At 44.0% G+C, this 13,158-nt stretch carries 13 protein-coding genes and 2 pseudogenes; 8 read left to right on the plus strand and 7 right to left on the minus strand.

Going from position 1 to position 13,158, the window contains the following annotated elements:
* Positions 1–596: 596 nt before the first annotated feature.
* Positions 597–2,698 (plus strand): annotated as a pseudogene (pnp, locus tag PKHYL_RS00505) (polyribonucleotide nucleotidyltransferase).
* Between the two features lie 109 nt (positions 2,699–2,807).
* Here the strand turns inward: pnp and PKHYL_RS00510 are convergent.
* From PKHYL_RS00510 to PKHYL_RS00525, 4 genes are all read right to left on the minus strand, one after another.
* Complete coding sequence (locus tag PKHYL_RS00510; RefSeq protein WP_071002598.1) at positions 2,808–3,371, minus strand: hypothetical protein; 564 nt, start codon at positions 3,369–3,371, stop codon at positions 2,808–2,810.
* 28 nt (positions 3,372–3,399) lie between these two features.
* The gene (locus PKHYL_RS00515) at positions 3,400–3,933 is read right to left on the minus strand and encodes a hypothetical protein (RefSeq protein ID WP_240365722.1); all 534 of its coding nucleotides are present in this window, start codon (positions 3,931–3,933) and stop codon (positions 3,400–3,402) included.
* Positions 3,934–4,089: 156 nt separating this feature from the next.
* A complete protein-coding gene (locus tag PKHYL_RS00520) occupies positions 4,090–4,347 on the minus strand; it encodes a YheV family putative zinc ribbon protein (protein WP_071002596.1) in 258 nt (85 codons plus the stop codon).
* Positions 4,348–6,549: a M3 family metallopeptidase gene (locus PKHYL_RS00525; protein WP_071002595.1), complete on the minus strand. Its 2,202-nt coding sequence runs from the start codon at positions 6,547–6,549 to the stop codon at positions 4,348–4,350.
* A gap of 704 nt (positions 6,550–7,253) precedes the next feature.
* Here PKHYL_RS00525 and PKHYL_RS00530 point away from each other — a divergent pair.
* The 7 genes and pseudogenes from PKHYL_RS00530 (at position 7,254) to PKHYL_RS00560 (ending at position 11,579) form a co-directional block, all read left to right on the plus strand.
* Positions 7,254–7,403, plus strand: a complete 150-nt coding sequence (locus PKHYL_RS00530) for a hypothetical protein (RefSeq protein WP_240365723.1) — start codon at positions 7,254–7,256, stop codon at positions 7,401–7,403.
* Complete coding sequence (locus PKHYL_RS00535; protein WP_240365724.1) at positions 7,375–8,367, plus strand: AOC03_06830 family ribosome hibernation factor; 993 nt, start codon at positions 7,375–7,377, stop codon at positions 8,365–8,367. Before PKHYL_RS00530 ends, PKHYL_RS00535 begins: the two co-directional genes overlap by 29 nt.
* Positions 8,368–8,570: 203 nt before the next feature.
* Positions 8,571–9,326: pseudogene (locus PKHYL_RS00540) on the plus strand (endonuclease/exonuclease/phosphatase family protein).
* A gap of 178 nt (positions 9,327–9,504) precedes the next feature.
* Positions 9,505–10,530, plus strand: a complete 1,026-nt coding sequence (locus PKHYL_RS00545) for an NADP-dependent oxidoreductase (RefSeq protein WP_071002593.1) — start codon at positions 9,505–9,507, stop codon at positions 10,528–10,530.
* Positions 10,531–10,756: 226 nt separating this feature from the next.
* Positions 10,757–10,930 carry a hypothetical protein gene (locus PKHYL_RS00550; protein WP_240365725.1) on the plus strand — a complete coding sequence of 58 codons (174 nt, stop codon included), beginning with the start codon at positions 10,757–10,759 and terminating at the stop codon, positions 10,928–10,930.
* A 16-nt stretch (positions 10,931–10,946) separates the two neighbouring features.
* The gene (locus PKHYL_RS00555) at positions 10,947–11,084 is read left to right on the plus strand and encodes a hypothetical protein (RefSeq protein WP_240365726.1); all 138 of its coding nucleotides are present in this window, start codon (positions 10,947–10,949) and stop codon (positions 11,082–11,084) included.
* A 48-nt stretch (positions 11,085–11,132) separates the two neighbouring features.
* Positions 11,133–11,579 (plus strand): EcsC family protein, encoded by a 447-nt coding sequence (locus PKHYL_RS00560; RefSeq protein WP_240365727.1) that lies wholly within the window; start codon positions 11,133–11,135, stop codon positions 11,577–11,579.
* A 32-nt stretch (positions 11,580–11,611) separates the two neighbouring features.
* Here PKHYL_RS00560 and PKHYL_RS17915 read toward each other — a convergent pair whose 3' ends face one another.
* The 3 genes from PKHYL_RS17915 to PKHYL_RS00570 all read right to left on the minus strand — a co-directional run bounded on the left by PKHYL_RS17915 (position 11,612) and on the right by PKHYL_RS00570 (position 13,140).
* A complete protein-coding gene (locus PKHYL_RS17915) occupies positions 11,612–11,872 on the minus strand; it encodes an alpha-ketoglutarate-dependent dioxygenase AlkB (protein ID WP_332835914.1) in 261 nt (86 codons plus the stop codon).
* Entirely contained in the window at positions 11,775–12,089 is a 315-nt protein-coding gene (locus tag PKHYL_RS17920; protein WP_332835979.1) for an alpha-ketoglutarate-dependent dioxygenase AlkB, read from the minus strand. The genes PKHYL_RS17915 and PKHYL_RS17920 overlap by 98 nt, the downstream gene beginning before the upstream one ends.
* Before the next feature lie 160 nt (positions 12,090–12,249).
* On the minus strand, positions 12,250–13,140 hold the full coding sequence (locus PKHYL_RS00570) for an alpha/beta fold hydrolase (RefSeq protein WP_071002589.1): 891 nt from the start codon (positions 13,138–13,140) through the stop codon (positions 12,250–12,252).
* Between the last annotated feature and the right edge of the window lie 18 nt (positions 13,141–13,158).

Genomic DNA, 13,158 nt, shown 5'->3' on the forward strand with positions numbered 1-13,158 from the left:
TGTGGAATAGTTTCACGCCGTTTTTTTATGCTTATTCATTTTGAAAGCTATGTTTAGATAGCACCATTTGTCTAAAACACATCAATGTCGACAAACATCAGCTACCAAAAATAATGATAATGATGCTGATTGGGCGTTAAAATCAGTATTTTCTATCGATAACGGCTCTGTTCTGCAATTAATTGGTCAATGGCTATAAATCACTGTAAAATAATGCCTTGTGAGTTCGATAGTATATCTACTGAATATATAGCGACTACTGATAAAGTACTTGTCTCTTAGCTTACTGCGTAAATAGCTGATTCTTGAGAGCGTAGACATAGCCTGGACGGTCTTTAGCGCCGAAGTCTTTTGACTTAATGTCTGTTTGATAGTATTTATAGTAAAGCCAAAATTGAACGACCAAATATACATAATAGTACGATGTCTAGCACGAAAAGATATATGAAATAATTAGGTAAAGTTATTGGCATTGATTGAGATGATTTCTAATAGAGAGATTGTCAGTTAATGACCATATACACAGAATTTTAATGACAGATATCAGGTTTTTCAAAGCTGATATCACTTTTGTCAGTCAACATTAGGAAGATTATATGACAATGTTTAATACCATTAAGCGTGAATTTCAGTACGGCGATCAGCAGGTCGTTATCGAGACAGGCCGAATTGCCCGTCAAGCAAACTCTGTATTAGTACATATGGGTGGCGTGACCGTACTTGTCGCAGCAGTCGTAAAATCAGAAGCCAAAGAAGGTCAAAACTTCTTTCCATTGACCGTAAACTATCAAGAAAAAATGTACGCTGCGGGTAAAATCCCAGGTGCTTACGGCAAACGTGAAGGCCGTGCGAGCGAGTTTGAAACGCTGACCTCTCGCTTAATCGACCGTCCGATTCGTCCGTTATTTCCTGAAGGTTATGTAAACGAGATTCAAATTACTGCCACCGTCGTGTCATCAGACAAGACGCAGCACGCAGACATCGCCGCGATGATTGGTGCATCAGCGGCATTGGCAATCTCAGATGCGCCGTTTAACGGTCCTATCGCTGGCGCACGCGTTGGCTTTATCGATGGCGAATACGTGCTAAACCCAACGCTTGAGCAGCTAGAAACCAGTGACCTTGACCTTGTGGTTGCGGGCACCAAATCAGCAGTATTGATGGTTGAATCAGAAGCAGCAGAGCTGTCAGAAGACCAAATGTTAGGCGCAGTCTTGTACGGTCACGAGCAGCAACAAATCGTCATCGACAACATCGTTGCCCTTGCTGAAGAAGTGGGCACACAAAAGCAGAATTCACCGCGCCTGCTGCCAATGCTGAGCTAGAGTCTGCGGTAAAAGAACAGTTCGGCGACAAAATCGCTGAAGCCTACACCATCACTGAAAAGCAAGAGCGTTACGCGGCCCTTGATGAGATTAAGCAAGCCATCATTGAGAGCCTAGCAGGTGATGCTGAAGCGGACGACTACAGTGACAAAGTGTCTGAGCTCAAAGACATCTATGAAGAACAAAAATACCGCACCGTGCGTGACAATATCTTGTCAGGTAAGCCGCGTATTGATGGTCGTGATCTTGAGACGGTTCGTGCACTTGACGTACAAGTGGGTGTTCTACCATATACACATGGTTCAGCACTGTTTACCCGCGGTGAGACGCAAGCATTGGTGACAACCACGCTTGGTAACACCCGTGATGTCAATATGATTGACTCACTAGGTGGCACGATTCGCGACCATTTCATGCTGCATTACAACTTCCCACACTTTTCAGTAGGTGAGACGGGTCGTGAAGGCGCGCCAAAGCGTCGTGAAATCGGCCATGGTCGCCTTGCACGCCGCGGTGTACAAGCGATGCTTCCAGATAGCGAACGCTTCCCATACGTCATCCGTGTGGTATCAGAAATCACTGAATCAAACGGTTCATCTTCTATGGCGTCTGTTTGCGGTGCAAGCTTGGCGTTGATGGATGCAGGCGTACCATTAAAAGCACCAGTTGCTGGTATCGCGATGGGTCTGGTTAAAGAAGGCGAGCGTTTTGCTGTCTTGTCAGATATCTTAGGTGACGAAGATCATCTAGGTGATATGGACTTTAAAGTAGCCGGTTCTAAAAACGGTATCACTGCACTACAGATGGATATCAAGATTGAAGGTATTACCCCTGACATCATGGAGCAAGCGCTTAAGCAAGCCCACGCTGGTCGTATCCATATCTTGGACGCAATGAACCAAGTATTGCCTGAGAGCCGTACTGAAATCAACGCTCATGCACCAAACTATGCCGTTATCGAAATCAACCCAGACAAAATTCGTGACGTTATCGGTAAAGGCGGCGCAACTATCCGTCAGCTAACCGAAGAGACTGGTGCGGTTATCGATATCGATGACGCTGGTACGATTCGTATCTTTGGTGAAAACAAAGCAGCGACTAAAGCCGCTATCGGTAAAATCGAAGCAATAACTGCTGAAGTTGAAGTTGGCAAAACTTATGAAGGTACGGTTGCTCGTATCGTCGACTTTGGTGCGTTTGTTAACCTATTACCAAACACTGATGGCCTAGTGCACATCTCACAAATCGCAGAAGAGCGCGTAGAAAATGTATCTGATTATCTGAAAGAAGGTCAGGTCGTTAAAGTGCTTGTGCAAGACGTTGATAACCGCGGCCGTATCAAACTGACGATGAAAGGTGTTGAGCAGAACTAAGGCTCAGTATTTGATGTAGTTTGATTCATAAAAACCGCCTTGGGATGCTCTTATGAGTGCCCAAGGCGGTTTTATGGGCGCAAAAAGTGATGACTGGCTAGAGAGCCATTTATAAATCAATGCTTTTGGGCATATGTATATCGATACGCAGTTTTGGTAGGTCTTGTAAATACGTGGTCAATAATGGCAACGTATCAGTCTGCCAATCTAGAGGTAGCGAATTTATACTCCCATTTTTATTAGATATAGGATCGCGAGGATTATCGGAGATAAGCGGACGAGCGAGTAGCGCAACCCTACGGATACCCTGATAGCGTATGAGCGGAATTAATTTCTGCTGTAGGTCAATCAAAGCCGCGATGAGCCAACGCGACCGCGCAGGATGGTATGGGTGGTTTGATACAGCAAGGTTGGCGATATAACTTGGTTGATTGCCGTTACTACTGATGCCAAGACCAGATTGCTCACGTGTGCGCTTATACAGTAAGCAGCTGCCAACACTCAGACTGCCATCACGGCACACGCTATGATAATGATGATAGTTATCAGGAAACAATGTTTTGGCTCGCGTGAGCACAGGGTCTAGAATGACACCAGCGTTATTGACAGGTAAAACAAGCAGCTGTGCATTGCTATTTAAAATAGAGGCATGCGTAAGTTGCAGAATCGCCATTATAGACCTCTTTGTGAAAATCCTACGTTTATTGTGTCTCTGTACTAGTAGAGCTATCCGCTTCTAATTGTGCTATTTGCTGTTCAAGTAGAGCGATTTGTTCTGCTTTCATATCGGTTAGCTGTTTATTCATTGCCAATTGCTCAGCAGCCAACTTTTCTTGTTCAGCTAAGCGTTTACGTTCATCTTCTAAACGATCAATTTCTTCTTTGGCTAAGCTGTCCGTCTTTGGCAGCGGTGCATTTAAGATAGCTTTAGGGTTTCGCGTTTCAACACCCTTATTGTCGTCTGCACTGGCGCTTTCATCAGTGAAACTGCTGTCAGTGAGTACAGTGTCAGGCTCATCAGTTATGATGTGTGGAGTCGAAGCCGCTTGAGCAGCCTCGGTTTGCTTATTCATCGTAGTTGATTGAATGATAGGTGAAACCACTTCTGGCTCGGGTTTTACCCAAAGTAAGTAACCAACAGCAATGAGTATCACCGCAAAAATAAGGATAATCCAAACTCGTCGGCCAGCTGTCGCAGATGTTGCCCTAGAAGGCTTGGTCGATAAAGGGCGCATTTTTTACGGTTCATATTATGATCGATTTGTGTCAAGAATATAAGTAGACCTACTATAGCAAACTCAGAATAAAAAGCCTATCTATTGATAGATAGGCTTAAGTCAGTATGAAATAGTGAGTTGCTTAGGTGGTAGTCTAGAAACAACACTGGATAACTAGGGTTTGAACTTGACTGTACCACTGGTGCCTGTTGTCATGGCATCGCGAGCAAGCTGATCCTCAAGATGGTTTTTGGCGCTGATGGCATCAGGGTCAGGGCGATGTTCCGAATGTCCGCATTTTGTGCATTCGATGTATTCATCTGGCGTTGGCGTAACAATATTTATCTGTACCACAGCGTCCATCTCCTGGCATTTTGGACAGCGCACTCCTGCTAAAAATCGACGTTTAGGGCTTGATGACTGATAGCGCATTTAGATAGCCTCGCGTGTTGTTTGAGCATTTGCAGCATCAGTATTCTTTGCATCAGTGAAACCGTTATGGCGTAGCAAGGCATCTATGTTCGCACTACGGCCACGGAAGTTTTCGAAATTGGTTTTGGCTGGAAAACTACCTCCAACAGACAGGATCGACTCACGAAAAGCTTTACCTGTTGCTGGGTTAAAAATGCCCTCTTCTTCAAACTTACTAAACGCATCTGCCGAGAGCAGCTCAGCCCATTTATACGAGTAATAACCTGCAGCATAGCCACCTGCGAATATATGGCTGAAGCCATTGGCAAAGCGGTTATAGTCAGGTGTTTGCATGATAGCGATATCGCTACGCACGGCATTTAAAGTCGCTAAGATACCCTCATAATTAAGTGCTGGTGTATGGGCATGAATCAGCAAATCAAACAGCGCAAACTCAATCTGGCGCAGCGTTTGTAGGCCGCTTTGGAAGTTTTTGACAGCCAATAGTGCATCAAGTTTGTCTTTAGGCAGTGGCTCGCCAGTGTCGACATGACTGCTAATAAGGGCAATGCCTTCAGCATCCCAAGCCCAGTTTTCCATAAACTGACTAGGAAGCTCGACGGCATCCCATTCGACGCCATTGACACCCGCGACATCACCAACGGTCACTTGAGTTAACAAATGATGTAAGCCGTGACCAAATTCGTGGAATAAGGTCAGCACCTCATCATGGGTCAATAAGCTTGGCTTGCCATCAAGTGCGGGCGTAAAATTGCCAACCATGAAGCAAACAGGTAGCTGCTGATGGTTTTGTTCCTCGTAACTGTAACGAGATTGAAAACCACTCATCCAAGCACCGCCGCGCTTGCCGCTACGAGCAAACAAATCAAAATAAAATCCGCCAATCAATTGATCATCAGCATCAAACAGTTGGTAAAAACGTACGTCATCGTGCCAGCGTGATACAGAATGATCATCTGCACCCTCATAGCTTTGCTCTTGTACTGTAATACCATATAGACGTTCGACAATGGCAAACAAACCGCTCGTCACTTTTGGCAATGGAAAGTACGGACGAATCTCTTCTTGTGACAAGCTAAATTCACTTTGTTTTACTTTCTCAGCGATGTAGGCGCTATCCCAAGGTTGCAATTCATCAATGCCATAATCCTGCGCATACCTCTGTAACTTTGCTAAATCTTTCTGCGCGGCTGGGGTCGCTTGAGTGGCCAAGTCACGCAGGAACGTTTCTACCTCTGAGACACTGTCTGCCATCTTAGTCGATAGGGATACTTCAGCATAATTATCAAAGCCTAATAACTTGGCCTTTTGTTCACGTAAGGTGAGAATTTGGCTCATGATGTCAGCATTATTTAATGACTCACCTTTAGCATTGGTATGCGTATCAAATTCAGAGGCGCGCGTGACATAAGCGCGATACAGCGTTTCCCGTAAGCTGCGGTCATCAGCGTGGGTCATAACCGCTAGATATATAGGAATGTTCAAGCTTGCGACATAATAAGGCGTCGGAAGCGCGTCTATATCTGTTTGACTCAGGGTGCCATTAGCAAGCTCACGAGTCTTGAACTGTTCACCTGCATCTGCCAATAGCGCCAAACCGCTCTCTGTTAAGCCTTTTAGCTGATTTGGTTGTAGAGGCAATGCAAAGGCTTGGGTTGCATCCAAGATACGATCTGAGAATGTCGCAGATAAGGTAGATAGCTCACTTTGAATAGCAGCAAATTTATCTTGCTCAGTCTTAGGTAATGCCACCCCTGATAACTCAAAGCTACGTAGTGCCAGCTCGATCGCCCGCGCACGTGCCGGCTCAAGTGCCGCAAAAAACTCGGTATCATCGACGATCGTTTGATAGCGGGTAAAAAGTGGCTGATGTTGACCAACCCGCGTCCCGTAAGCCGATAACTTGGGCAGTAGCTCGTGGTGGACATGACGAATCTCATCGTTACTCATCACGCCATTGAGATGAGACAAGATTCCCCAGCTACGATCCAGCGCTAGATTGATATGATCAAACTGCATCACATCTGCCAGTGCTTGCTCAGCGCTTAATTTTGCAATGCCAGTACTATTGTCAGCCCCCGCCGTCAAGTTATCTAAGAAACTATTGGCATCGTCGATAGCATTGATGACTTGGGTTTGTAATGTACTTGGCGCAGCATTGGTAAAATCAACAAGGCGCAAATCTGAAGAAGGAAGAGACATAAAGGTATCCGATATTAATGATTATTATGAAAGAAAGATTAGGCAAACGTAGCTTTTAAATCGCGCTTGATACGAGCTAACTTTGCGATGTACTACGACTCGCGCCATTTAAAATTTATATTTAGTTATATAAAAGATGGGTTCATTTAGTCAAAATACAACCTGAGTACTTATAAACTAAGAGTGAATGCTTAAACTAAAAGTGAATGCTCAAAGGAAACGACAAATAATAAATAATATAGTAAGTTGAGATATAGTGAATTCAGTATAAAAACGATACAGTGGGACTGGGATAAGTTTTTCGCAGCCTCTGTCTGCGTAGGCACAGCACGCAAGGAAAATTTAGACCAGTTCCACCTAGATATATAATGTATCTGTTTTATTTAGGACTGACTATAGTAGAAATCTTTAACAATACAGAGTGCTCTACTTACAAAGGGCTATCATTTGCTTGCAAATTAACCCTATAGCGAGCTTAGGGTAGCTGTTAGCATCAATATAAAGGAATTTAAAAATTGTACGCCGATCAGGCGTACAGATAGACAATGGATAAAAAATATTGATGAATTGACAGTATAATTCGTTGTTTACCGACAATGATTAGAGCTGCTATTAATAATAAATAAGGCAAGATGCCCTGACATTGTACTCATAAAAGAATGTATAAAATCGAAAGTAAATGATAATAAAACAAGGAGCAATATATGAAAGCGACTCTTAAAAGCTTACGTGAAACCAAAGCCAATCCAGCGGTAAGTATCTTTGTTAAGACCCACCGAGCACATCCGGCGAACGAGCAAGATCCTATCGCTCTAAAAAAATCAGTTGAAAGTTGTCGAAGACCGCCTAAATAAAGAATATGATAAGAGTACAGCGACGACTATTTTAGATAATATTCATGCAAAGACCAAAGAATTAAATCATAACTATAATCTCGATACTTTAGCGATATTTGCTAGTACAGATGATGTGCAAATCGTCCGTATGCCAATCGATACGACCGAGCGCGTTGTCATATCAGACAGCTTTGCCACTCGTGATTTGGTGCGTGATATGGCCAGTGCGGTACATTACTATACGGTTGTCCTAACCCGCGATAATTCTCGTCTGATTGAAGCATCAAATGATCGCGTCATTAGAGAGTTTGATAAAGATGACGACATACAAAATAACATGGAAAATATCCAGTTTCCTGTTGAAAATAACGGGCTATATACCACAGGTGACGGTGGGTCAGATCGCTCATCAAATAATGAAAGCAGCCACTTAAAAGAATACTTTAATCAAGTCGATAAAAGCGTACAAGAGCTATGGGGTGAGCACAAAATGCCACTCGTGATCGTTGGTGACGCCAAAAACATCGGTTACTATAAAGAAGTCTGCGACCGTCCAGACAACATCATTGCTACCGTGTCAAATGTTACTAATTTAGAAGATGGCAGCGCTCAGCATATCGTTGATAGTGTACAAGAAGCGGTAGAAGAATACCGTACATCATTACATCATGCTGCTTTGGGCGAAATCGATAAAGCCCGCGGTGCAAATATGCTGCAAACTGATCTGCAGGAAGTATACCGTAGTGCATTCCAAGGCGCCGGCGAGACCCTTTACGTACGTCGTGGCTATATCCAATCTGCCAAAATTGATGAAAAAGCGCAAACTCTAAGCCTTGTAAGCGACGCTAGCGCAGAAGGCGTGACTGATGATGCGATCGGTGAAATCATCGAGCATGTCATCCATAATGGTGGTAAAGCTGTATTTATGCCACAAGATATCATGGGTGAAGATCAACCAATCGCGTTAGTTACTCGTTACTAATTTAACGATGATCTAACAATGACACCTACGTGCGATATTCATTTATGAATTAGCCATTAATAATGGATAGGTGTAATATGAGAGCATTGGTTCGATATGAGCCAGTGCTCTTTTATTTCTTTCATTACTATCACTCTGGGTGTTATCGTAGCTGAGCTATTGATTTTTACTCCATAAATATTGAGCGTACAATTAATCAAATTATGACTACCACCTCTTTTGTTTTAACCAGCTACAACATTCATAAAGGCATGTCACCACTAAACCGTCAGGGTGAAAATGCAAGGTATTGCTCAAGCGTTAGAAGCGGTGGGCTCCGACATCTTATGTTTGCAAGAGGTGCAAGGGCAAAACCTTAAACGCAATATGCAATATAACGAATATCCCAATCAGTCTCAGCATGAATGGTTTGGCGAATTTTTGGATTTAGAAAATAGCTATGGCAAAAACTCAGAATACGAGAATGGTCATCACGGCAATGCCGTATTAAGCCGGTTCCCATTAGACCCAAAGCACAATGTCAATATTACCGTCAATAGGCTAGAGCAGCGCGGCGTCCTGCATTGTGAAGTGCAGCCTATCGGTTGGGACAGACCAGTTGTTGTACTGTGCGCGCATCTAAATCTGTTTGAGCGTGACCGTATTAAGCAGTATCAGGCTATCAGCGATTATGTAAGAAATGAGATTGCACCTGATCAACCGCTCATCTTGGCAGGCGATTTTAACGATTGGAAAAGATGTCTTGCGACAAACTGGCAACTGAGCTTGGTATGATAGAAGCATTTAGACATTGTCATGGCAAATTGCTACCGACATTCCCCGCAAAACTGCCAGTGCTCAGTTTAGATCGTATCTATCTGCGTAATTTGGTTGTCAAAGACGCATGGGTACATGGTGGAAAGCCGTGGTCATCATTGTCGGATCATTTGCCGATTAGTGCAAAGCTGATGCTGCCCTAATACTTTCTTAATACTTGGTGGTGATGTGCTCGGATGCACTGCCTTGATAATCTATCGAGACTAAAACATCTTTTTAGCAAAAATACTATCGACTAAAATCGCCCCTTATGAAATAGTCATCTAACTTGAAATAAATAGTAAGCACTAACTAATAAACAAAATATAAGGATATATCACTATGGCAACGCCATCTACCAACGACAATAACCAACAACCTCAACTCCCCAATACCCAGCACGCTGCCCTGATACGTGAATTCGGTGAACCAGAAGTAATGATATATCAGGATGGTGTCGACATCCCTGAATTACAGGACGATCAGGTATTGGTCAAAGTCGCCTATGCCGGTATCAACCCTGTCGATTATAAAACCCGCCAAGGCAAAGGGTGGGGCGCAGAAAATATACAAAAACAAAAATTCGACAATAACCAGCCTGCTATTTTAGGGTTTGACGTATCAGGTACAGTGGTTGATAGCAGCAGCGATGAGTTCGCTATTGGAGATCGCGTTGCCGCCTTGACCTTTACTGGTGGTTGCTATGCGCAGTACGTGGCGGTAGACACCAAAATGCTTGCCAAAGTGCCAGAGAATGTGACATTAGAGCAGGCAGGGGCATTGCCGTGCATTGGGCAAACAGCGCTACAGTTTGTGGAATTTGCAGATATCAAAGAGGGTGAGCATGTCGTAATCAATGCACCAGCAGGCGGCGTCGGTCACTTATTAATACAGCTATTAATGGACAAAGTAAGCCGTGATGATATTAAGGTCACAGTTATTTGCTCACCAGAAAAATATGCCAAGCTCGGTGAGCTTATCGATACTGACAAGCTGGCAGGCTGGATTGATTATACCAAAGACGAAGCGTTCCCTGACTTGCAAGCCGACGTACTACTTGACTTAGTTGGCGATGATGCTGGCGTGCGCGCCCTGAGTGTGCTCAAATCGGGCGCGCGCGTGAATGTGTTGCCAACCATTTGGGTCGATAAACTCAAAGAAGCAGGCGAGCAAAAAAGCTTAGAAGTATCAGGGTATAAAGCGCAGCGTAGTGGTGATGATATGGCGCGTGTTTTACAGCAAGTCGCTGATGGTCAATTAACCTTAAAAATCCAAAAAATCTATCCTTTATCAGAAGTGGTAGCCGCGCACCATGAGCTACAAAAGGGCGATGCATTCGGAAAAATTGTCCTTGCTGCTTCTGAATAAGGGGCGCTAACCAGTTTTTTAAAAATCATAGGATCCTTTACGTACTTCATAAAGCTCTACAAGAATGGTGTCTCTGACAACACAACAGGCCTACTCTCTAATGTTGTCTGCTGTAGGATAGTGAGAGACACGCTGATAAATGAAGTAATAACAAAGGATGTTCTATGACTATGAATAAAGACATTGAAAATAAAGTTACAGAGAATAAAAAACAGACAAAAAAGTCATGGATCATGTCGCCTATGAAGCGCAAGTGCGTGAAGAAATAGAAGCATGGAAAAACCCTGATAAAGGCGTTTTGGACAAAGCTTTTGTGGTCCTTAATACGCCTATTGTCGCGGCAGGTGATGCATTAATGGATGTGCCGCAATTCGGCGATGCCTTAAAAAAAAGCAACTGAGCAAACCATCAGTACTTTGAGTAATGCCGCCAATTGGACATTGAACACTCAAGGCGTTATCGAGAGCTATCAAGAGGAGCCTGATTTTGAAGGCTCGTCAATCAAGACGCTTTCTGATATTAAACATCTACCAATTGCGGTTGTCGATAAATAAGTCAAGCTGCTCAAAAGTAAATATGTCGCGCTCACCAGTGTGCAAGGCGTGACGACAGGGGTGGTTGGCTGGGTAGGTATTCCAGCCGATGTGGTGGGTCTTATCACTACCAATCTACGCGCTATCGGAGAGTATGCGACTTACTATGGCTTTGACATGAATGATAAAGGCGAGCAGTTGTTTGCCATGTCTTTGTTGGCGGTGGCTACTTCTGCCTCTGCTGAAGCGCGCAAAGCAGCACTGGATGATACCCGTGCGATGATTAAAGATCCAGAAACGCAGACATTTAATCAGATTAATGAAGAGGTCATGTCGCGGGTACTGCGTCAGACAGCAACCAAAGTGGCCACCAATATGGTCAAAACGAAAGCCGCGCAAATCATTCCTGCGGTGGGTGCAGTAGTGGCAGGTGGCGTCAATGCCAACTATACGGCCAATGTCTGTGAAGCGGCGTATCAATGCTACCGTGAACGTTTTTTAGATCGCATTGCATAGGTAATCGTTTACTCAACCTGACCATGGCAATTTTAGTTTGCAAGCATTTGACGAAATGTCAGGCTAATCCGTCCAGTATCGACTGTTTTTGTTTTCGTGATTGTATGCTTCCAAAAGCGCTGTGTGTCCCCATGCATGACAATTAATTGTCCAGACTCAAGATAAAGCGCGACTTTTTCTTGAGTTTTTTTGTGCTTAAAGACAAATTTGCGGGTGGCACCAAGGGAGAGAGATGCAATGATTGGTTGATGACCGAGCTCTTTTTTCATCATCGGCATGATAGCCCATGCCATCAGTGCCAGTTGGATAATAGTTGAGCAAGCAGGTGTTGAAATGTGCTGCAATACCGATGTCTGCCAACGCTTTTTCTACATATTGTTTCACGTGGAACACTATATCTGACCATGGTATTGTCTGTCGCGTATGCCCTGAATACTGGTAATCTGCATCCGTGTCTCCCATCCAGACAATTTGGCGAGTCGTCACATGAGTTTTACCAAATAACGTCACTATATCCGATTGCCAAGGCAACCCATTTAGCAACGTATTATAGAGGACATTGGCATCGTTTATGACTATGCCTAGATCGTTTACATTACCATCATAGGGCAATAAATTATCTGTAGGTGTTGGGGCAAAAGGTCAGTCATAGATCAATAGTTATCTCTCATTATTTGCTGCGTTGATAGTGCTCTTGAATGATCTGAGCACACAGTTTGGGCGCTTCCATTGGCAGTAGGTGACCATAGTCTAGCAATGAGATGATGCTGCTATCAGGCACAAATTTTTGCCATTGTTGTCGTACCTTATCATTGATGAATAAAGTAGGCTTACCGGTAATCAGCGTATAGGGGCAGCGTAGTTTTTTGAGCGCGGCATCGATATGAGGTGCGCTAAAATAGTTGGCCAGCTCTTGCTCTGGAGCAAACATCAAGCTGTAACTTCCATTTGGATTTTTGCTCAAGCTCTGTTCGGCAAATATCTGCAAGTGTTCATCACTGATGCGTCTATAAGCACGCTGCGCACGCAAGTTGTCATAATAAGCATCGACACTCGGCCACGTAGATTGCCGATTTACTGTGCTTTTGAAAGGCTCACGACTCAGCAGGATAGAGCGCGGTAACAGATTATACAAAATAGCTTGGTTTTTGGTGAATGTGACAGGCTCTATCAGATATAGCTGCGAAAACAGCTCTGGACGTTTGGCTGCTGCCATGGCTGTGGCGGTTGCGCCTTGTGAATGTCCGATACCGACGACAGGCTTATCTTGTGTTTTTTCTAAAAACTCAATAAGCAGGTCAGCATCTTGCTCACGCGTTAGACGACGGCTGTGCGGTTTGTCATACCAATAGCCACGCAGGGCAAGTGAGCTGATATCAAACTCAGTTGCCAGCTCATTTAGCAATGGCGTATAGGTACCAACGGTGAAACTATTACCACCATAAAAATGCGCGGGTGTGCGGCGATGGTTATCTGTTTGAACTGACTGATTGAGCTGGCTAAGATGATAGTAACGTGCTTTTTTACCATCAAGATTGATGCTGTTTGTAAATGCTTCCATAAAATAAACACTTCCTTG

The organism is Psychrobacter sp. KH172YL61 (assembly GCF_007182895.1).
Classification (GTDB): Bacteria; Pseudomonadota; Gammaproteobacteria; order Pseudomonadales; family Moraxellaceae; genus Psychrobacter; species Psychrobacter pacificensis.